We start from the raw sequence: 20639 nt of genomic DNA on the forward strand, positions 1-20639 counted from the left end.
CTCCTGGAAGTCTCAAACCCCGTAGCAGCTGGCGAAGCCTGCGTTCGGCAGCTGCTACAGGGTTTAAGTTTAGCGTTCAGGTCCTCCTGCGTTATTGCGCTGCATCAGGCATTGATGCGCGCATGGGCCGCGAGGCGATTGATGGCGCGTTCGAGTTCTTCCAGCGCGACGGGGGCTTTCGGGTCCTGTTGCTTGAGCAGGGTTTCGCTGCGCTGGCAGGCGGCGCGCAGTTGCGGGACGCCGCAATAACGGGTTGCCCCGTGCAGGCGATGGACCCGCTCGATCAGGGCATTCTGGTCGTTGGCTTCACGGGCCACGCGGATGGCCTCGCGGTCGGCTTCCAGGGAGGCCAGCAGCATGGCCAGCATGTCCGCCGCCAGATCGGCCTTGCCGGCCGCCAGGCGCAGGCCTTCTTCGTGGTCGAGCACCTGCAGTTCATGAGCGCTGTTGTTATCGCTATTACGCTCCGGACCCTGATTGCGCAGCGCCAGGCCCGTCCATTTCAACACCACTTGCGCCAGTTGCCGTTCGCTGATGGGTTTGGTCAGGTAGTCGTCCATGCCGCTTTGCAGCAACGCGCGTTTTTCATTGGCCATCGCATGGGCGGTGAGGGCCACGACCGGCAGTGGCGTGCAATGCCGCTCGCTTTCCCATTGGCGAATGGCTTCGGTGCTTTGGCGCCCATCCATGCCGGGCATTTGCACGTCCATCAACACCAGATCGAAAGTCTCGTTCTGTACGGCCTTGACCGCGGCGTAACCGCTTTCTACCGCGAGCACCTTGGCGCCCATGTCTTCGAGCAGGGTTTGCACCAGCAGCAGATTGGCCGGGTTGTCGTCCACGCAAAGGACCTTCGGCGCGCGGCTGGAAACGGGCTCGGCGGGGTCGCTGCGCTGCTGGCGCGGGTTGACCAGATCAGACAGGGCCCGACGCAGCTTGCGGGTGCAGGCGGGTTTGGACTGGAGCTGGCTGTGGGGGTTGGGTACCGAGAGATGGAACAGCGTCAGTTCGGTGGTCGGGCACAGCACCAACACTCTGCAGCCCAGGTGTTCAAGGTCCCAGATGTGCTGGTTGAGGCGCTCCGGCGGCATGTCGTTGCTGGTGATGCCGAGCACCGCCAAGCCGATTGCCTGATCGGTCTGGTGAGCGCCGGTCACGCCATTGGCCAGGCTTTCCAGGGTATTGAACGGCGTGACGCTCAGGCCGCAGTCTTCCAGTTGATGCTGCAATGCCTGACGGGCCAGTTCATGGTTTTCCAGGACAGCCACCCGCTGCCCGAGCAACGGTGGGCCGGGCAGGTCTTCGGCGTCGTCGCGGGTTTTGGGCAGGCTCAGGCTGATCCAGAATTCCGAGCCTTCGCCCGGCGTGCTGTCGACGCCGATCTCGCCGCCCATTTGTTCGATCAGCCGTTTGGAAATCACCAATCCGAGGCCGGTGCCGCCGGGTTGTCGGGACAACGAGTTATCGGCCTGGCTGAAGGCCTGGAACAGGGCGCGCACGTCCTGGTTCGACAGACCGATGCCGGTGTCCTGAATGCTGATGCGCAGTTGCACGCTGTCTTCATGCTCTTCTTCGAGCATCGCCCGGGCGACGATGGTGCCTTCGCGGGTGAACTTGATCGCATTGCTCACAAGGTTGGTGAGGATCTGCTTGAGTCGCAACGGATCGCCCACCAGCGACAGTGGCGTATCGCGATAAACCAGGCTCACCAGCTCAAGCTCTTTGGCGTGGGCGGCCGGGGCGAGGATGTTCAGGGTGTCTTGCAGCAGGTCGCGCAGGTTGAACGGAATATGGTCGAGCACCAGTTTGCCGGCCTCGATTTTCGAGAAATCGAGAATCTCGTTGATGATCCCCAGCAGGCTGTCGGCGGACTTTTCGATGGTGCCCAGGTAATCGAGCTGGCGCGGCGTCAGTTCGCTTTTTTGCAGCAGGTGCGTGAAGCCGAGAATGCCGTTGAGCGGCGTGCGGATTTCATGGCTCATGTTGGCCAGGAACTCGGACTTGATCCGGCTCGCCTCCAGGGCTTCCTTGCGCGCCAGATCCAGCTCGATGTTCTGGATTTCGATGGTTTCCAGATTCTGACGCACGTCTTCGGTGGCCTGGTCGACGCTGTTTTGCAATTCTTCCTGAGCGTTCTGCAGCGTCCCGGCCATGCGGTTGATGCCGGACGCCAGTTCATCCAGTTCCTGGCTGCCGAGGGGCGGCAGGCGGGTTTCCAGGTGACCGTCCTTGAGTTGCGCCACGGCCTGTTTGATCTGGCTCAATGGCCGGTTGATGGTTCGGCCCATGCGTAACGCCAGCAGCGCCGCACCGGCCAGGCCTCCGCCGATCAGCAGCAGGCTGGCGAACAGGCTGCGGTAGCCGCGCAGCAGCATGCCGTTGTGGGACAGTTCGAGTTCGACCCAGCCCAGCAGGCGGTCGGCTTCATCGGGGATCAGGTCACCAGCCAGGTTGCGGTGCTTGCCGAACACCGGCAGCAGGTAACGCGTGGCGTCATTGCCACTGCGGCGCAGCAACTGTGAACCGTTGCCCAGGGGCGCCTGATTGAGCATGGTCGGGCCGGCATGGGCCAGCGGCGTGCGGTCGGGGGCGAGGAAGGTCACCGCGCGCACGTCGGTCTGTTCCAGGGACTGGGTGGCGATGCGCTCCAGCAGCTCGTTGTCTTTGCGACCCATGGCCGGGGCCACCAACGGTGCCAGCTGTTCGGCGATCATTTCGCCGCGTTGCATGAGCTGGGCTTGCAGGTCCGATTGCTGCATCCAGGTGAAATAGCCGCCCAGGACCAACGCCATCAGGGTGGTCGGCAACAGGGTCAGTAACAGCACGCGGCCTTTAATTCCCAGTTTCTTGAGCACGCATCTCTCCTGCATCCAGCTGTTTATTGACCTGCACATGCGTCCGGCACGCGCCACCTGCGCAGTGTAGCGATTTGCATGCGGGCAATCTTCGTAAAATTGATGTCGTCATTCGTCGGTCAGTTCAATGCTTTGGTCCAGGGAGACAAACCTTGGGTTGCCCCTGGAGAGGCAATCTTGAATAATCAGCAATTGAGAATTATTTGCAGATACTCATGACTCCCATCGCGATTGGCCATCCTCGCATCCTCTCTATCGAAGACGATCCAGTGCTCGGTGCTTATGTTCATGAGCATCTGGGGCGCTGCGGTTTTCAGGTGACCTGGTGCCAGAACGGGCAGGAAGGCCTGGCGATTGCGCGCCAGCAGGCCTTCGATGTGGTGTTGATGGATATTCTGTTGCCGGGGCTCGATGGCCTGGCGGTGTTGACCCAATTGCGCCAGAGCCATTCCACGCCAGTGGTGCTGATGTCGGCGCTGGGTGCCGAGGCGGATCGCATCAGTGGTTTTCGCCTCGGGGCCGACGATTACCTGCCCAAGCCTTTCAGCATGGCCGAGTTGCGGGTGCGCATCGAAGCGATCCTGCGGCGGGTGGCGTTCGACCGTCGACCAGCGCCGATACCGACGCCCCCTGCGACGGACTGCCTGCGTTTTGACGATGAACTGGGCGAGGTCTTTTGTGGTGAACTCGCGGCCGGCCTGACCCGCAGTGAGTACCGCTTGCTGGACACGCTGAACCGCAACGACGATGAAGTGTTGAGCAAGGCGTTCCTTTATCAGCAGGTATTGCAGCGCGGTTATGCGCCCCATGACCGCAGCCTCGACATGCACATCAGTCAGATTCGCCGCAAGCTCAAGGCCATCGGTTACACCGAGCGTGAAGTGCGCACGGTTTGGGGCAAAGGGTACGTATTGAGTGCGGTCGATGAAGTGGTCTGACGCGCCGGGCCGCACGGTGCTCCTGCAACAGCAATTGCTGCGCGATCTGTCCCACGAATTGCGCACGCCGCTCAGCCGGTTGCGGGTGGCCTGTGAAAGTGAGCAGGACCTGGAGCAATTGCGCGAGCGCATTAGCCGGGAAGTCGACGGCATGCAGCGCCTGGTCGAGGATGCGCTGCAACTGGCCTGGCTCGACACCGAGCGCACGTCTTTGCCCGATGAAGCGATCCAGGTCCAGGCCTTGTGGGAAATGCTCACGGAAAACGCTTGCTATGAAAGCAGCTGGCCGGCGAGTCAGTTGCACTGTGCGGTGGATGCCTCCTGCTGGGTGCGCGGCCATCTCAATACCCTGGCCCAGGCGCTGGAAAACATTCTGCGCAATGCCATTCGTCATTCACCGCAGGGCGGTCTCGTGATGTTCGGTGGCCGGCGTGATGGCGACTTTTGGCACCTGTGGCTGGAGGACGAGGGCGGTGGGGTGGCTGACGAGGATCTTGAGCGAATCTTCTCGCCGTTCATCCGGCTCGACGGTTCACGGCCGGGGGATGGTGGGTTCGGATTGGGGTTGAGCATTGCGAGGAATGCGGTGCAGCGGCAGGGCGGGCGGCTTTGGGCGGAGAATGCAGGGCGGGGCTTACGGCTGAATATGCTGTTATTGGCTGATCTCCATGGCGACAATGATGACGCCCCAGCTCCCACAATTGATATGTGTCGACCACAAATTGCGTGATCAACCCCGGCCGCGAAGAGGCTTGCTGATTTTGCCGGAGCGTTCCCGTTATTTTGTACGACCTTTCTTAAAGGGTATCGCCGACACCTTAAGCCTGACTTGACGGAATAGACTCGCGTTTTTCCTCGTCCTCCAGGAGTTCGGTATGAATGCATCCAGCGTCCCCGGCAACGCACACGACGACCGTTTCAATGAAGTGCTTGCGCTGATTCAAAATGCCAAACAGCAGGCCATGCAGGCGGTGAATACCCAGTTGATCGAGCTGTATTGGCAGGTCGGTGCTTACATCAGCCGCAAGCTGGAACAGGCTGAGTGGGGCGATTCTGTGGTCAGCCAACTGGCTGAGCATCTGGCTCAGACTCAACCGGGGTTGCGCGGGTTTACCCGGTCGAACTTGTTTCGCATGCGCCAGTTCTATGAGACTTATCACGCTGAAGAGAAAGTCGCACCACTGGTGCGACAATTGTCCTGGTCGCATAACCTGATCATTTTCAGCCAGAGTAAACGGCCGGAAGAGCGGGAGTTCTACGTGCGTTTGGCAGTTCAGGAAAATGGTCGAAGCGCGAACTAGAGCGTCAGTTCAAAACCGCACTGTTTGAACGAAGCGTGACCCAACCAGCAAAAATCTCAGCAGTGCTGAGACAAGCCCACCCGGCAGCGCTTGAGATATTCCGCGACGCCTACATGCTCGAGTTTCTCGACCTGCCGGGTGGCCATGCCGAAACTGATCTGCATAAAGGGTTGATGGCGCGCCTCAAAGAATTCCTGAGCGAGCTTGGCCGCGATTTCTGCTTTGTCGGTTCCGAGTATCCGCTTCAAGTGGGTGGGTGTGATTTTTCCCTAGACCTGCTGTTCTTCCACCGTGGCCTTAATTGTCTTGTAGCCATTGAGCTTAAGGTCGGTCGTTTTAAGCCGGAGTATTTGGGCAAGCTGAACTTCTATTTGGAAGCGCTGGATCGCAAGGAGCGCAAACCCCACGAAAACCCGGCCATCGGTGTGTTGCTCTGCGCCAGTAAGGATGACGAAGTGGTCGAATACGCCCTTAACCGCAGCCTGTCGCCAGCGTTGATCGCTGAATACCAGGTCCAGCTTCCGGACAAACAGCTGCTGCAGGCCAAATTGCATGAGTTTTATGCATTGAATATTGCACAAGGAGAAGAGGAGTGAACTGCTTATTCCCATAAGCCATAAGCCCCTTACTTTGCGTGATATGGCCTGCGCACGTTTGCCGGTATGATAGGCGCCCCCGCAGTCCGGATTGCGAATACGCCATGACCTTGCAGTACCCAACCATCGCCGATTGCGTCGGCAACACTCCGCTGGTCCGTTTGCAGCGCCTGCCTGGCGTCACCAGCAACACGCTTTTGCTCAAGCTCGAAGGGAACAACCCGGCGGGTTCGGTCAAGGATCGTCCGGCGCTGTCGATGATCACCCGCGCCGAATTGCGCGGGCAGATCCACGTCGGCGACACGCTGATCGAAGCGACTTCGGGTAACACCGGGATTGCCCTGGCCATGGCCGCCGCGATCAAGGGTTACAAGATGATCCTGATCATGCCGGACAACTCCAGCGCCGAGCGTAAAGCCGCGATGACGGCCTATGGCGCCGAGCTGATTCTGGTCAGCCAGGAAGAAGGCATGGAAGGCGCGCGCGACCTCGCCCAGCGAATGGAAGCCGAAGGCCGTGGCAAGGTGCTCGATCAGTTCGCCAACGGTGACAACCCCGAGGCGCACTACACCACCACCGGTCCGGAAATCTGGCGTCAGACCCAGGGCACCATCACGCATTTCGTCAGCTCGATGGGCACCACCGGCACCATCATGGGTGTCTCGCGCTACCTGAAAGAACAGAACGAGAACGTGCAGATCATCGGTCTGCAACCCATGGAAGGCTCGGCAATTCCGGGCATCCGCCGCTGGCCGCAGGAATACCTGCCAAAGATTTATCAGGCTGATCGCGTGGACCGGATCGTCGACATGGCGCAAAGCGAGGCCGAGGACGTGACCCGTCGTCTGGCGCGCGAAGAAGGCATTTTCTGCGGCGTGTCTTCGGGCGGTGCCGTGGCGGCGATGCTGCGCCTGTCCAAAGAAGTTGAAAACGCGGTGATTGTCGCGATCATCTGTGACCGTGGCGACCGTTACTTGTCGACCGGCATTTTCGACGCGCCCAACTGATGGCCAAGCAAGAGAGAGGCCTGCGCTTTCAGCCCACGGGCGGCAGCAAGGCCCCGCAAGTCCCGACCGGCAAAAAGCAGCGTTTGACCATCGAGCGCCTGGCTAATGACGGTCGCGGTATCGCATTTTTTGAAGGTCGCACCTGGTTCGTCATCGGCGCCTTGGCCGGTGAAGAGGTTGAGGCGCGGGTCTTGGGGGCCCACGGTAAAGTGGTCGAGGCGCGTACCGAGCGGGTGTTCCAGGCCAGCCAATTGCGCCGCCCGGCACCGTGCGCCCATGCCGGTCGCTGCGGTGGTTGCAGCGTGCAGCATCTGCCCCACAACGAACAACTCGCCCTGAAACAGCGCATGCTCGCCGAGCAATTGTCGCGGGTCGCCGGCGTCGAGCCCGAAGAGTGGGCTGCGCCATTGAGCGGTCCTGAATTCGGCTACCGGCGTCGTGCCCGGGTGGCGGTGCGTTGGGACATGAAGGCGAAAAAACTCGAAGTCGGTTTCCGCGCTGCCGGCAGCCAGGACATCGTTGCCATCAACGAGTGCCCGGTGCTGGTACAGCCCTTGCAGCCGATCATGACCTGCTTGCCGGATATGCTGCGGCGCTTGAGCAAACCTCAGGCACTGGGGCATGTGGAATTGTTCAGCGGTTCGTCATTGGCGGTATTGCTGCGGCACATGGCGCCGTTGTCCGAAGCCGACATGACGATCCTCAAGCAATTCTGCGCGCTCCATGAGGCCCAGTTGTGGCTGCATGGCGACGGCGAGCCGCAACCGGTCGACGCCGATCAGACCCTGGGCTATCGCCTTGAACCGTGGGACTTGAATCTGGCGTATCGGCCTGGAGATTTCATCCAGGTCAACGCCGGGGTCAACGAAGCGATGGTCGCTCAGGCGCTGGAATGGTTGGCGCCGAAAGCCGATGAGCGGGTTCTGGACCTGTTCTGCGGGTTGGGCAACTTTGCCTTGCCGCTGGCCAGGACCGTTCGTGAAGTGGTGGCGGTGGAAGGTGTGCAGGCCATGGTCGAGCGGGCCGCCGCGAACGCCGCTAGTAATAATTTGCATAACGCGAAATTTTTTCAGGCCGATTTATCCCAGCCTTTGGCTGATGCCGAATGGGCCAGCGAAGGCTTTTGTGCGGTACTCTTGGACCCACCTCGCGACGGTGCTTTCGAGGTGGTGCGCAAGCTTGCGTCCCTGGGTGCCGAACGATTGGTTTATGTGTCGTGCAACCCTGCAACTCTGGCGCGCGACACGGTCGAATTGATCAAGCAGGGCTACCGGTTAAAACGTGCCGGGATTCTCGATATGTTTCCTCAAACGGCGCATGTCGAGGCCATGGCGTTATTTGAAGCGAGCTAGGATGGCTCGTCTGGTCCGACTGACCGTCCGTGCCGCCACGCATCAGCCCGGCGGGGCGCCCGGACAATGAAGGTCAGCGATTTGACGCATTGAATCTGCGTCGTAGGGAAGGTAAAGCAAGATGGTACAGGTGAGAGCACACCAGCCGATCAACACTGACGGCAGTATCAATCTCGAGGCTTGGCTCGATCACGCGGTCAGTATCGATACGGCACTGGATCGCGAAGCCTTGAAAGAAGCCTGCGAGTTCGCTCGCGAGGCCGAACAACAAGCCAATGCGGCGAAAAACCTGTGGTCCGAAGGGACCTCGAGTTTCCGCACCGGCCTTGAGATCGCCGAGATTCTCGCCGACCTCAAACTCGATCAGGATTCGTTGGTCGCGGCAGTCTTGTACCGCGGCGTGCGCGAAGGCCAGATCCAGTTGCCGGCGGTCAGCCAGCGCTTCGGCCCGGTGGTCGCCAAACTGATTGACGGCGTGCAACGCATGGCGGCGATCAGCGACAGTCTGAGTCCGCGTAAATCCATGGTGATGGGCACCCAAGGCCAGGTGGAAAACCTGCGCAAGATGCTCGTGGCCATGGTCGACGACGTGCGCGTCGCGCTGATCAAACTGGCCGAGCGCACCTGTGCGATCCGTGCGGTAAAAACCGCCGATGACGAGAAGCGTAACCGCGTCGCCCGTGAAGTCTTCGACATCTACGCGCCGCTGGCTCATCGCCTCGGTATCGGTCATATCAAGTGGGAGCTGGAGGACTTGTCCTTCCGTTACCTCGAGCCCGACCAGTACAAGCAGATCGCCAAGTTGCTCCATGAGCGACGGCTGGATCGCGAGCGCTTCATCAGCGATGTGATGACCCAGCTCAAGAACGAGTTGCAGGCCACCGGCGTCGAGGCTGATATCAGCGGTCGGGCCAAACACATCTATTCGATCTGGCGCAAAATGCAGCGCAAGGGTCTGGAGTTCAGCCAGATCTACGACGTGCGCGCCGTTCGCGTGCTGGTGCCGGAAATGCGCGACTGCTACACCGCGCTCGGCATCGTCCACACCCTGTGGCGGCACATCCCGAAAGAATTCGACGACTACATCGCCAACCCGAAAGAGAATGGCTACCGCTCGCTGCACACCGCGGTAATCGGCCCTGAAGGCAAGGTACTGGAAGTGCAGATCCGCACCCACGCCATGCACGAAGAAGCCGAGCTGGGGGTTTGCGCGCACTGGCGATACAAGGGCACCGACGTCAAGTCCGGCTCGAACCACTACGAAGAGAAAATCTCCTGGCTGCGTCAGGTTCTCGAGTGGCACGAAGAGCTGGGCGATATCGGCGGCCTTGCCGAACAGCTGCGGGTCGATATCGAGCCGGACCGGGTTTATATCTTCACTCCCGACGGTCATGCCATCGACTTGCCGAAGGGCGCGACACCGCTGGACTTCGCTTACCGCGTGCACACCGAAATCGGTCACAACTGCCGCGGCGCCAAGATCAACGGGCGCATCGTGCCGCTCAACTACAGCCTGCAAACCGGTGAACAGGTCGAGATCATCACCAGCAAGCACGGCACCCCGAGCCGCGACTGGCTGAACCCGAACCTGGGCTATATCACCACGTCACGGGCGCGGGCGAAGATTGTTCACTGGTTCAAGCTGCAAGCCCGCGATCAGAACGTTGCGGCCGGTAAAACCTTGATCGAGCGCGAACTCAATCGCCTCGGCCTGCCGCAGGTGGATTTCGACAAGTTGGCCGAAAAGGCCAACATGAAGACCGCCGAGGACATGTTCGCTGCGTTGGGCGCAGGCGATTTGCGCCTGGCGCAACTGGTGAACCTGGCGCAGCAACTGGTCGAGCCGGAACGCGGCAACGAACAGCTGGAGCTGATCCCGCGCAAAGCCACCGGCTATAAACCGGGCAAGCGCGGCGATATCCAGATCCAGGGCGTCGGCAACCTGATGACCCAGATGGCCGGCTGCTGCCAGCCGTTGCCGGGGGACGCCATCGTCGGTTACATCACCCAGGGCCGTGGCGTGAGCATCCACCGTCAGGACTGCGCCTCGGTGCTGCAACTGGCCGGGCGCGAGCCGGAGCGGATCATCCAGGTCAGCTGGGGGCCGGTGCCGGTGCTCACCTATCCGGTGGACATCATCATTCGCGCTTACGACCGTTCCGGTCTGCTGCGTGACGTGTCGCAGGTGCTGCTCAACGAGCGGATCAACGTGCTGGCGGTCAACACCCGCTCGAACAAAGAGGACAACACTGCGTTGATGTCCCTGACCATCGAGATTCCGGGGCTGGATGCGCTGGGGCGGTTGCTGGGGCGGATCTCCCAGTTGCCGAACATCATCGAAACCCGCCGTAACCGCACACCGTAAGGCGTTCACTTTTTTGTGGCCGCCAAGCTTTTGTGGGGCTGGCTTGTCGGATCGCGGCGGTGCGGCGATCCGACAAGCCAGGTTCCCACAGGTTCTCGCAGAGATTGATTGATGTATTCACTTGAAGACCTGCTGCACCTGATGAACCGTCTGCGCGACCCGCAGTACGGCTGCCCGTGGGACATCAAGCAAACCTACGCCACCATCGTCCCGCACACCCTGGAAGAAGCCTACGAAGTTGCCGATGCTATTGAACGCGGCGATTTCGATCACTTGCAGGGTGAGTTGGGCGACTTGTTGTTCCAGGTGGTTTATTACAGCCAACTGGCTCGGGAAGAAGGGCGCTTCGAATTCGCTGGCGTGGTCGACAGCATCACGCGCAAGTTGATCCGCCGTCATCCTCACGTATTTCCCACCGGGGATCTGTACGCGCCGCTGGACGTCCCGCGTCTGAATGAAGAGCAGGTCAAGCAACGCTGGGAAGAGATCAAGGCCGAAGAACGCGCCGAGAAGTCTTCGGCGCCGGAGCAGTTGTCCTTGCTCGATGACGTACCCGCGGCACTGCCGGCGTTGTCCCGTTCGGCAAAACTGCAGAAGCGCGCAGGGCAGGTCGGGTTCGATTGGCCGGACGCCTTGCCGGTGCTCGACAAGGTTCGCGAAGAGCTCGATGAAGTGCTTGAAGCCATGGCCGACAATGACTCGGCGGCGATTGCCGATGAAGTCGGCGACCTGCTGTTTTCCGTGGTCAATCTGGCGCGTCACCTCAAGGTCGATCCGGAAACCGCACTGCGTGGTGCGAACACAAAATTTGAAAGACGCTTCCGATTTATCGAACAGGCATTGCGCGACACCCACCGTCCCATAGAAGATTGCACCCTCGAAGAGTTGGACGCCTTGTGGGGCGAAGCCAAACGTCAGGAAAAGAATTTGCCCAGCTGCGGCTGAGCTGTTGCCTAAGTGAGTAAGCACCATGAGCCTTTCCCTTCGCGACCAGTTGCTCAAAGCAGGGCTGGTCAACCAAAAGCAGGCCAAACAGGTCGGCAAAGAAAAACAGAAACAACAGCGTCTGGCCCACAAAGGCCAGATCGAACTCGATGACTCCCAGCAGCGTGCGGCTCAGGAAGCCATGGCCGAGAAGGTCAAGCGCGATCAGGAGCTCAACCGTCAGCAGCAGGAGAAGGCCGAGCAGAAGGCCCGAGCCGCCCAGGTCAAGCAATTGATCGAAGTCTCGCGCCTGCCCAAGCTGAACACCGAGGACTACTACAACTTCGTCGACGACAAAAAGGTCAAGCGTATCTCCGTCAACACCCTGATGCGCAACAAGCTCAGCAGCGGTTCCCTGGCGATCGTGCATCACGCTGGCGGTTATGAAGTGATCCCTCGTGAAGCGGCCCTGAAGATTCAGGAGCGCGACCCACAGCGCATCGTGCAGCTGAATGTGAAGACAGAAGAAGTCAGCACCGAAGACGATCCGTACGCGGCCTATCAGATTCCTGACGATCTGATGTGGTAAGCCGTTAGCAGCTGCAACAACGACAAACCCCGCTCATGGCGGGGTTTGTCATTTTCAATGCGGTGGTTATGCAGAACGCGCTTCGCGTTGCTGCTCCAGTGATTCCAGTTCGGCCTTGTATTGGTGGGCTTCGGTCTCGGAATGGAACATCCCGACCAGCAGGTCTTGTTGATGTACATCCCAGATGCGGATACCGGCGGCGATGCCTTCATGGGACATATGTGAATCGTCGCGTTCAGTTACTTTTACAGTCATCTGCTAGCTCCAATCTCTGTTATCTGCAGCAAGGCGTGTGCAGGCCTTTGTTATAAGTTTTGTTAGCTGGCTAAGTAAACGACTGAAATCGGTAACGGACTTTTTCAAAAACGGAGAAAGTGCTGCAGCCCGCGAAATACGCGACATTCAGTCGCAGGCTGTTGAGTTCCATGACAAATGTTTCATGTTTAAAGGGCTGTCTGGCCGTAGATAAAACCTGGCCAAAAAAAACGCCCCGAACCAGTCGGGGCGTTTTTATGTGTGGCGTAGGTGGGGTATTACTTACCCTGCCAGCGCTTCAGTACCAGCGTGGCGTTGGTGCCACCGAAGCCGAAGCTGTTGCTCATCACGGTGTTGATGGTGGCGTCTTCGCGAGTCTTGGTCAGGATTGGCATGTCTGCCACTTCCGGGTCCAGTTCGTCAATGTTGGCGGAACCCGCCATGAAGTTGCCTTCCATCATCAGCATGCAGTAGATCGCTTCGTGAACGCCGGCGGCGCCCAGGGAGTGACCCGACAGGCTCTTGGTGGAGCTGATGGCTGGAGCGTTGTCGCCGAACACTTCACGCACACCTTTCATTTCCATCACGTCGCCGACCGGAGTCGAGGTGCCGTGGGTGTTCAGGTAGTCGATCGGTGCGTCAACGGTGGACATGGCCATCTGCATGCAGCGGATGGCGCCTTCGCCGCTTGGGGCGACCATGTCGTAGCCGTCGGAGGTCGCGCCGTAGCCAACGATTTCCGCGTAGATCTTCGCGCCGCGGGCCAGAGCGTGTTCCAGCTCTTCGACCACGACCATGCCGCCACCGCCGGCGATGACGAAACCGTCACGCTTGGCGTCGTAGGCACGGGAAGCTTTTTCCGGGGTTTCGTTGTACTGGCTGGACAGGGCGCCCATGGCGTCGAACAGGAACGACTGGCTCCAGTGCTCTTCTTCACCGCCGCCGGCGAATACGATGTCCTGCTTGCCCATCTGGATCTGTTCCATGGCGGTACCGATGCAGTGAGCACTGGTGGCGCAGGCAGAAGCGATGGAGTAGTTCAGGCCCTTGATCTTGAACGGGGTGGCCAGGCAAGCGGAAACAGTGCTGCTCATGGTCCGCGTTACGCGGTATGGGCCGACGCGCTTGACGCCTTTCTCGCGCAGGATGTCCAGCGCTTCCATCTGGTTCAGCGTGGAGGCACCACCGGAACCGGCGATCAGGCCGGTACGCGGGTTGGAAACTTGCTCTTCGGTCAGGCCGGAGTCTGCGATGGCATCTTTCATGGCCAGGTAGGCGTAAGCCGCCGCGTGGCCGACGAAGCGATAGATCTTGCGATCGATCAGCTCTTCGAGGGGAAGGTCAATGGAGCCGGAAACCTGGCTACGCAGACCCATTTCGGCATATTCCGGGTTGAACCGGATGCCAGGGCGGCTTGCACGCAGGTTAGCGGAGACGGTCTCTTTGTCATTGCCCAGGCACGAAACGATGCCCAGACCAGTGATAACGACGCGGCGCATGCGGATAACCCTTAGAAGTTGTCAGTGGAGGTGAAAACGCCGACCCGAAGGCCTTCGGCGGTATAGATTTCGCGGCCGTCGACAGTCACGGAGCCATCGGCGATGGCCATGTTCAGTTTGCCTTTGAGGACGCGTTTGATATGGATGTTATAGGTGACTTTCTTGGCGGTCGGCAGTACCTGGCCAAAGAATTTCACTTCGCCCGAACCCAGGGCGCGACCGCGGCCCGGCAGGCCTTGCCAGCCGAGGAAGAAACCGACCAGTTGCCACATGGCATCGAGGCCCAGGCAGCCCGGCATCACCGGATCACCTTCGAAGTGGCAGGCGAAGAACCACAGGTCTGGAGTGATATCCAGCTCGGCGACCAATTCACCTTTGCCGTACTTGCCACCCTCTTCGGAGATCAGGGTGATGCGATCGACCATCAGCATGTTCGGGGCGGGCAGTTGCGCGTTACCCGGGCCGAACAGCTCACCACGACTGCAGCGCAGCAGGTCTTCCCGGGTAAAGGCGTTTTGTTTGGTCATGCGAGCTCCTCAATAGTCCATGCGGCAGGGGGGCGAATCTTCCCGGCCGATCGAAGCGTTCATGCCTCGAGTCAGCAGCCTACTCATAGACTATTGCGTTGTAGTGAAAGTCACAGTACCAAGGACATGAATGTACACTTGTGCACTGAAATTATTATTCAAGCCCCTTTTAGGGCCTGTTCGGGTGCCTAAGACTGCCGCACTTTCGTCTTTCACGCCAGTCGCAGATCGTCGAAAGGCCTGCACTACTGCACCCAACGCTGCAGAATTTGCTGCAGATCAGTGCGTTTAAAGGGCTTGGCCAGGTAATCGTTCATTCCCGCGGACAAACAGGCTTCACGATCGCCCTGCAAGGCGTTGGCCGTCAGGGCAATGATCGGCACGTCAGCGCAGCCGGGCAGTTGGCGAATCTGTCGGGTGGCCTCGTAGCCGTCAATGACCGGCAGTCGGCAATCCATCAGAATCGCTTCGAAAATCAGGCTCTCGGCGCTGCGCACCGCTTGTGCACCATCGGTGACGACGCTGACAGTAAAGCCCAGGCTGCGCAACATTGCTTCAATGACGGTGCGGTTGACCGGGTTGTCTTCCACCAGCAACACATTGCGACCTTCGCCGTGGCCATTGCCGGTATGTACTCGCGGCGTCAGCACCGGCAACGACTGCTTATACAGCGCCAAAGGAATTTCCAGGGTGAACACCGAGCCGACGCCTTCTTCGCTTTGAGCACGCAAGGTGCCGCCCATTCGTTCTGCCAGAGTGCGGGCAATCGGCAGCCCCAGCCCGGTGCCACCGTAACGTCTTGAAATAGTACTGTCGGCCTGCTGGAACGCGTTGAACATCAATTCCAGGCTTTCGGCCGGGATGCCGATCCCGCTGTCGCGCACGGTGCAGGTGAACCACAGCAATTCGTGATCCAGCGACTGCCACTGCGGTTCGATCGTGACGCGGCCCCGTTCGGTGAATTTCAGCGCATTGCCGACCAGGTTGACCAGGATCTGCCGGATCCGCGTCGGGTCGCCCTGAACCTGCAGGGCGCGCATGTCCTCGGGGATCTGCAGTTGCAGGTCAAGCCCGCGTTGCACTGCGCTGTGCTGGAACGACTGGGCGCAACTGGTGATCAGGTCCGCGAGGTTGAATGCAATGTGCTCCAGCTCCAGTTCCGAGCGTTCGATGCGCGAGAAGTCGAGAATGTCGTTGATCACTTTGAGCAGGTGTTCAGTCGATTCAGAAGCCAGCGCGGCGTACTCGATCTGTTCCTCGGTCATCGCGGTGGTTTCCAGCAGTTGCAGCATGCCCAGCACGCCATTCATCGGCGTGCGCAGCTCATGGCTCATCATCGCCAGGAAATCGGATTTGGCGTTGTTGGCCTTTTCCGCTTCCTCGCGGGTCTGGATCAATTGCGCCATGGCCTGATGCTGTTCGCGGCTGGCTTGTTCAAGGCCCTGGGCAAGGTTGTTGATGTGTTGCGACAGGGCGCCCAGTTCGGCGTCATCGACAATCGGCAGGGGCGTTTTGTAGTCGCCTTTCTGGATCGCCTTGACCGCATTGCCGATGTCGTGGATCGGTTGCGACAGGCTGCTGGCCAGACGCCGAGCCAGCAGAAAGGTAAACAGCAGGGCGAACAGGGCCAGGATCCCTGCCTTGAACAGGATTTCCTGCTGGCGCTGGTTGAAGGCGTCATTGGACAGACCGACGATCACCCGGCCCAGGTAATCTTCTCCCGGCTTCGTGGGGGCGGTGCGGCTGTTCTGGAAGAAGTCATTGTTGAGCGCGATGCGTTGCAGCCGCACCGGTGCCTGGAACACTTCGACCTGGTGCGAACGATTGTGGGTTTCCGACGGTTGTTCGACGTACACCAGAACCCGGTTGGTGCGGTCCTGAACCTCCAGAAAACGCACATTGGGCGTGGCCAGGGTGGCTTTGAGCAAACTCTCGAGCACGTCGTTATTACCCGAGATCACCCCGTATTCGGTGGCCGGCGCCAGTTGGTTGGCGATCAGTTGACCGGTGTGGTTGAGTTCCTGGCGCAGGTCCTGGATTCGCACGAAGGTGAAAAAACTGATCAGCAGCAACGTCAGCAGCAGCGCCGGGCCGAGGCTGATGATCTGGGTACGGGTATTGATGTCCCAACCGCTATGGAAGGTCATGGGCGATGTTCTCCTTCGGCCAGCTGTGTTGCGACAGAGGCTTCATTCATCGGTTCAATGCTTAATGAACGAGCCACTTGCGGGTTGCTCAAGACCTTGAAGTGCTGCGGATAAAGGGTGCGCGGCCAGGTGCTGGAGGGGCGGTCGAGCAGTTCGTCGAGAATCTTCAGCCAATCGCGCTGGTCGCTGTAGGTGCTGGCGAGGCTGCCCGCCCTGACGAAGGCGGCATTGGGGCCGATCAGCGGCAGCTGCCGTGCGTAGCTGCTGAGCAGCAGGTTTTTCACGGTTTTGGGGTTGTACAGATCAGGATCATCCAGGCCCAGCAGCACATCGCTGTTTTTCAGCAGGGCCTGCAACGGGCGGCTGTCATTGGTGTCGTCCCAACGCTCGGTGACCACTTCAAGGCCCAGGGGCAGGGCTGCCTGATGCAGTTCCTTCAGCAGGAATTCGCTGTGGCTGTCGAACAGCACGCCGACCCGTCGAGCCTCGGGCAGGACGAGTCGGGTCAGGCGCAATTGTCGATCCAGCGGCGGATCGCTCCAGAGCAGGCTCAGGTGCGGTGGCGAAACATCGCCAAAGCGTTGGTGGGCTTGCAGACGGCTGATGCGCAGCACCAGCGTTGCCGGGCCTTGGGCGTCTTGCAGGCGCCAGTCGAGGCTTTGCAAGTCGAGCAGAATCAGGCGGGTACCTGCGGGCAGTTGGCCGGGTGCCGGCAAGCTGGCGACCGGCTGGAAACGCACGCTGTCGGTGGGGCGCAACTCGCTCAGGGCCTGGACGAAAGACTGCACGCCAGGGCTGTCGTCGGCGCCGGTCAGCAGAATGTCGGCGGCCCGGGCCGGCAGATTGCACAGCAGCCCGGCAAACACCAGGCACAGCCCGGCCAGCAGGCGGCCAAGGGTTGGCGTCTTCCGTGGCAGGCAATACGGCATCTTAAAACTCCAGCTCCGCGCTGAAGTAGAGCACCCGGCGTTCGTCGTAGTTGTTGTCGACGAAAGTGGTGGGCTGATTGTCGAGGCGTTGCTGGAGGATCCCGGCCAGCTCCAGATTGGCCTTGCCCAAGCCGATACGTTTGGCGAGGCGGGTGTCGACCCGTTCGAAGCGGTAACCGTTGAGGGCGTCGGCGCCATAGTAGAAGAGCGCGCTGTTCCAGCCCTGGCCCCAGTTGCGCAGCCAACCGGCGGAGCCGCTGTTGCGCGCCGTTTGTTGTGCATCCAGCGGGTTGCTCGCCTCGGCATCGACATAGGCGTACGTCAGGCGCAGACGATCGGTGCTGCTGACGCGCCAGTCCAGTTGGGTTTCCGTCCCTGAGAATCGTGAGCTGTTTGAGTTGCTGGCAATGTACTGATTGTTGCGCAGCGGTTCGCTGATCATGCCGTTGATTTCGTCGTAGAACAGCTTCACATCGACCGTCAGCCCCCAGTCTGTGAAGTAGCCGTTGTAGCCCAATTCCCGGGAACGCATGCGTTCCTGTTCGAGGTCACCCGGGCCACGGGTCCTGACGAAATAGCGGGCGCTGGTCTGGCCATAGGCACTGGGTTGCAGGTTGGTCACCTGGTAACTCCAGTTGACGCTGTTCTCGAACATGTCCGGCGAGCGGACGGCTTCCGAATACACCGCGCGCAAACCGTGGCGCGGGTTGATCAGATAGTTGACCGCCAGTCGTGGGGTCAGTGAACTGCCGGTCAATTGCGTGTCTTCGAACATCGCCCCGCCTTGCAGCAACCAGTGCTCGGTGGCGCGCCACTCGAGTTGGCCGAACGCCCGCCAGGTGGTGTCGTCGAGCGTGCCATTGAAGTAGGTCTCGGAATCGGCCCGGTCGTAACGATAGTTCATGCCGCTGACCAGCCGCAGCGTGTCGGACAGGCTGAGGGTGTCTTGCAGTTCGAGGTCGTAGCGCGACTCTCGGGCACTCTGGTCGATGTCGCCGCACAGCGTTTTGTTCGCGCCGTTTCGCCATTGCGCCAGAACCTGATTGGCCAGGTCTTGTTCTGCCGCTGTACCGGGGGGCGCGCCGGTGAAACGAGCGATGTTGCGCGCCAGGCGTTCGGTGTAATTGGGATTGAGGTGCCAAAGTTGGGTCAGCTCCGGGCTGAACGAGATCTCGGCATCGCAGGCACGCCAAGTCTGCTGACGATCCCAGTGTTGCGCCGAGCCTTGAATATAAAGGCTGTGATCAGGGTTGATGTCCAGGTTCCAGCGCAGCGAGCCGGCGAAGTCCTTGGCGATGACGTCGGAATTGTTCCCAGCGGCGGTAATCCCTGAGAACACCGGGCGGTAGGTGTAGGGCCGCTGGTTGGTCCCGTCCTTGGCGTTCAGTTGCCAATCGATGCTCTGATTCTCATTGAGCGTCTGGCTGACGGCGAGGCTGAAGCGATTCAAACGACGGTTGTCGCGATAATCGGCGCCGGTGCGGTCCGAGTCGAACCCATCGTCTTGTTGGCCGGACAGCGACAGGCGCAAGTCGCCGCTGTCCCAGCCCATACCCTGGCTGGCGTAGAAATCGTTGATGCCGCGTTGGCCTCGGGTGATTTTCAGCCGCGTGCCGTGGCTGTCGGCCGGTTTGCGGGTGATGATATTGACCACCGCCATCAGCGCGTTGGCGCCGTAGCTGACGGTGTTCGGGCCACGGAAAACCTCGATGCGCTCGATGTCTTCCATGGCCACCGGAATATCACTCCAGTCCACCGTGGCCAGGCCCGCGCGGTACACCGAGCGGCCGTCGATCAGCACTTGCATGCGCCGCGCTTCGCTGGCGTTGGTGCCGTGGTAGTTCACCGCTGCCTGGTTGCCGCTGATATTGCCGACCATCATCCCCGGCACCAGCCGCAGCAACTCACTGATGTCCCGCGCGCCGCTGGCGTTGATCAGTTCGCTGTCGATCACCGTCATGCTGCCCGGCACGGCCGCCGGCGACTGCTTCAGGCGCGTCGCGGTGAGCACTTGCGGCAACGGACCGTTGTCCAGGAACAGGTCGTCGGCCAGCAATGGCGAGCTGAACATCAGCGCCAGCACCAGTGGCGAGCGAGGAGAGGGAGAGCCAAAAGACACGGCACGGCCTTGATAGCGATTAATTGGCGCGCATGTTAACCGAGCGCAATGACTTTTCCAGTCACGTTGTGGGCATTTTCCTCGGTTTTCTTGGTCTTCTTCCTACAAGTGCCGGTAATTGATGTCGGGGCTGGCCGCGACTGGGCCGCTCCGTATAATGCGGGCATCGCCACTGGTATGGATTAACGGATTGCATATGACTGAACAGCGCCCAATTGCGGTCCTGGGAGGCGGAAGTTTTGGTACCGCCGTGGCTAATCTGCTGGCCGAGAACGGGCATCAGGTGCGGCTGTGGATGCGTGACCCCGAGCAGGCCGAGGCCATTCGGGTCAATCGCGAGAACCCGCGTTACCTCAAAGGCATCAAGATTCTTCCGGCGGTGGAGGCAGTCACAGACCTGCAAGCCACGCTGGAAGCCTGCGACCTGTGCTTCGTCGCGTTGCCCTCCAGCGCGCTGCGCTCGGTGCTGGCGCCTTACGCTCAGCTTTTGAGCGGCAAAATGCTGGTGAGCCTGACCAAAGGCATCGAAGCCCATACGTTCAAGCTGATGAGCCAGATTCTTGAAGACATCGCCCCGCAAGCGCGCATCGGCGTGCTGTCGGGACCGAACCTGGCCCGTGAAATCGCCGAGCACGCGCTGACCGCCACGGTGGTTGCCAGCGAAGACGAAGACCTTTGCCAGCAGGTCCAGGCCGCGCTGCATGGCCGGACCTTTCGCGTATACGCCAGCGCCGACCGCTTTGGCGTGGAGCTGGGCGGGGCGCTGAAAAACGTTTACGCCATCATCGCCGGCATGGCGGTGGCGTTGGGCATGGGCGAAAACACCAAGAGCATGCTGATTACCCGGGCACTGGCGGAAATGACCCGCTTCGCGGTCAGTCAGGGTGCCAACCCGATGACGTTCCTGGGGCTGGCGGGCGTCGGCGATTTGATCGTCACCTGCTCATCGCCGAAAAGCCGCAATTATCAGGTCGGGTTTGCCCTCGGCCAGGGCTTGAGCCTGGAGGACGCGGTGACGCGTCTGGGCGAAGTGGCCGAAGGCGTGAATACCCTCAAGGTGCTCAAGGCCAAGGCTCAGGAAGTAGGTGTATATATGCCGCTGGTCGCCGGATTGCACGCGATTCTGTTCGAAGGGCGCACGCTTGATCAGGTGATCGGGTTGTTGATGCGTGGCGAACCGAAAACCGACGTGGACTTTATTTCCCCCAGTGGTTTCTAAGCACTTAACCGATACGA

14 protein-coding genes and 2 pseudogenes are annotated in these 20639 nt (G+C 60.3%); 9 read left to right on the forward strand and 7 right to left on the reverse strand.

What is annotated here, in order from left to right; genetic code table 11:
• Positions 1-104: 104 nt before the first annotated feature.
• Positions 105-2855 carry a response regulator gene (locus PGR6_RS06905; RefSeq protein WP_064616515.1) on the reverse strand — a complete coding sequence of 917 codons (2751 nt, stop codon included), beginning with the start codon at positions 2853-2855 and terminating at the stop codon, positions 105-107.
• 215 nt (positions 2856-3070) lie between these two features.
• Here PGR6_RS06905 and PGR6_RS06910 point away from each other — a divergent pair, with 215 nt between their 5' ends.
• From PGR6_RS06910 to PGR6_RS06945, 8 genes and pseudogenes are all read left to right on the forward strand, one after another.
• Entirely contained in the window at positions 3071-3793 is a 723-nt protein-coding gene (locus PGR6_RS06910; protein WP_018926295.1) for a response regulator transcription factor, read from the forward strand.
• A gap of 13 nt (positions 3794-3806) precedes the next feature.
• Positions 3807-4523 (forward strand): annotated as a pseudogene (locus PGR6_RS06915) (sensor histidine kinase); the annotation flags it as partial.
• A gap of 145 nt (positions 4524-4668) precedes the next feature.
• Positions 4669-5690: pseudogene (locus PGR6_RS06920) on the forward strand (PDDEXK nuclease domain-containing protein).
• A gap of 104 nt (positions 5691-5794) precedes the next feature.
• Positions 5795-6697 (forward strand): cysteine synthase CysM, encoded by a 903-nt coding sequence (gene cysM, locus PGR6_RS06925; protein ID WP_018926292.1) that lies wholly within the window; start codon positions 5795-5797, stop codon positions 6695-6697.
• A complete protein-coding gene (gene rlmD, locus PGR6_RS06930; RefSeq protein ID WP_064616518.1) occupies positions 6697-8049 on the forward strand; it encodes a 23S rRNA (uracil(1939)-C(5))-methyltransferase RlmD in 1353 nt (450 codons plus the stop codon). The genes cysM and rlmD overlap by 1 nt, the downstream gene beginning before the upstream one ends.
• Before the next feature lie 121 nt (positions 8050-8170).
• The gene (gene relA, locus PGR6_RS06935) at positions 8171-10414 is read left to right on the forward strand and encodes a GTP diphosphokinase (protein WP_018926290.1); all 2244 of its coding nucleotides are present in this window, start codon (positions 8171-8173) and stop codon (positions 10412-10414) included.
• 111 nt (positions 10415-10525) lie between these two features.
• Positions 10526-11359, forward strand: a complete 834-nt coding sequence (mazG, locus tag PGR6_RS06940; RefSeq protein ID WP_018926289.1) for a nucleoside triphosphate pyrophosphohydrolase — start codon at positions 10526-10528, stop codon at positions 11357-11359.
• A gap of 25 nt (positions 11360-11384) precedes the next feature.
• Entirely contained in the window at positions 11385-11927 is a 543-nt protein-coding gene (locus PGR6_RS06945) for a DUF2058 domain-containing protein (RefSeq protein WP_018926288.1), read from the forward strand.
• Positions 11928-11993: 66 nt separating this feature from the next.
• Here the strand turns inward: PGR6_RS06945 and PGR6_RS06950 are convergent, their stop codons facing one another.
• The 6 genes from PGR6_RS06950 to PGR6_RS06975 all read right to left on the reverse strand — a co-directional run bounded on the left by PGR6_RS06950 (position 11994) and on the right by PGR6_RS06975 (position 19403).
• Positions 11994-12182, reverse strand: a complete 189-nt coding sequence (locus tag PGR6_RS06950; protein WP_018926287.1) for a hypothetical protein — start codon at positions 12180-12182, stop codon at positions 11994-11996.
• A 278-nt stretch (positions 12183-12460) separates the two neighbouring features.
• Positions 12461-13681 carry a beta-ketoacyl-ACP synthase I gene (gene fabB / locus PGR6_RS06955; RefSeq protein WP_007937568.1) on the reverse strand — a complete coding sequence of 407 codons (1221 nt, stop codon included), beginning with the start codon at positions 13679-13681 and terminating at the stop codon, positions 12461-12463.
• Positions 13682-13692: 11 nt separating this feature from the next.
• Complete coding sequence (gene fabA, locus PGR6_RS06960; RefSeq protein ID WP_018926285.1) at positions 13693-14208, reverse strand: 3-hydroxyacyl-[acyl-carrier-protein] dehydratase FabA; 516 nt, start codon at positions 14206-14208, stop codon at positions 13693-13695.
• A 245-nt stretch (positions 14209-14453) separates the two neighbouring features.
• Positions 14454-16355: an ATP-binding protein gene (locus PGR6_RS06965; protein WP_064616519.1), complete on the reverse strand. Its 1902-nt coding sequence runs from the start codon at positions 16353-16355 to the stop codon at positions 14454-14456.
• Positions 16352-17284, reverse strand: coding sequence for an ABC transporter substrate-binding protein (locus PGR6_RS06970; RefSeq protein WP_018926283.1), 933 nt, complete (start codon positions 17282-17284; stop codon positions 16352-16354). Before PGR6_RS06970 ends, PGR6_RS06965 begins: the two co-directional genes overlap by 4 nt.
• A 1-nt stretch (position 17285) precedes the next feature.
• The gene (locus tag PGR6_RS06975; RefSeq protein ID WP_064616520.1) at positions 17286-19403 is read right to left on the reverse strand and encodes a TonB-dependent receptor plug domain-containing protein; all 2118 of its coding nucleotides are present in this window, start codon (positions 19401-19403) and stop codon (positions 17286-17288) included.
• A gap of 196 nt (positions 19404-19599) precedes the next feature.
• Here PGR6_RS06975 and PGR6_RS06980 point away from each other — a divergent pair, with 196 nt between their 5' ends.
• Positions 19600-20622: an NAD(P)H-dependent glycerol-3-phosphate dehydrogenase gene (locus PGR6_RS06980; RefSeq protein ID WP_018926281.1), complete on the forward strand. Its 1023-nt coding sequence runs from the start codon at positions 19600-19602 to the stop codon at positions 20620-20622.
• Positions 20623-20639: the final 17 nt, after the last annotated feature.

Origin of the sequence: Pseudomonas sp. GR 6-02 (genome assembly GCF_001655615.1) — a bacterium.
In the GTDB taxonomy this organism is placed as follows: Bacteria; Pseudomonadota; Gammaproteobacteria; order Pseudomonadales; family Pseudomonadaceae; genus Aquipseudomonas.

Bases quoted from the DNA above. Each gene is read 5' to 3' on its own strand.
- PGR6_RS06910 (WP_018926295.1), top strand. From the start codon at position 3,071: ATGACTCCCATCGCGATTGGCCATCCTCGCATCCTCTCTATCGAAGAC.
- cysM (WP_018926292.1), top strand. From the start codon at position 5,795: ATGACCTTGCAGTACCCAACCATCGCCGATTGCGTCGGCAACACTCCG.
- rlmD (WP_064616518.1), top strand. From the start codon at position 6,697: ATGGCCAAGCAAGAGAGAGGCCTGCGCTTTCAGCCCACGGGCGGCAGC.
- relA (WP_018926290.1), top strand. From the start codon at position 8,171: ATGGTACAGGTGAGAGCACACCAGCCGATCAACACTGACGGCAGTATC.
- mazG (WP_018926289.1), top strand. From the start codon at position 10,526: ATGTATTCACTTGAAGACCTGCTGCACCTGATGAACCGTCTGCGCGAC.
- PGR6_RS06945 (WP_018926288.1), top strand. From the start codon at position 11,385: ATGAGCCTTTCCCTTCGCGACCAGTTGCTCAAAGCAGGGCTGGTCAAC.
- PGR6_RS06950 (WP_018926287.1), bottom strand. From the start codon at position 12,182: ATGACTGTAAAAGTAACTGAACGCGACGATTCACATATGTCCCATGAA.
- fabB (WP_007937568.1), bottom strand. From the start codon at position 13,681: ATGCGCCGCGTCGTTATCACTGGTCTGGGCATCGTTTCGTGCCTGGGC.
- fabA (WP_018926285.1), bottom strand. From the start codon at position 14,208: ATGACCAAACAAAACGCCTTTACCCGGGAAGACCTGCTGCGCTGCAGT.
- PGR6_RS06965 (WP_064616519.1), bottom strand. From the start codon at position 16,355: ATGACCTTCCATAGCGGTTGGGACATCAATACCCGTACCCAGATCATC.
- PGR6_RS06970 (WP_018926283.1), bottom strand. From the start codon at position 17,284: ATGCCGTATTGCCTGCCACGGAAGACGCCAACCCTTGGCCGCCTGCTG.
- PGR6_RS06980 (WP_018926281.1), top strand. From the start codon at position 19,600: ATGACTGAACAGCGCCCAATTGCGGTCCTGGGAGGCGGAAGTTTTGGT.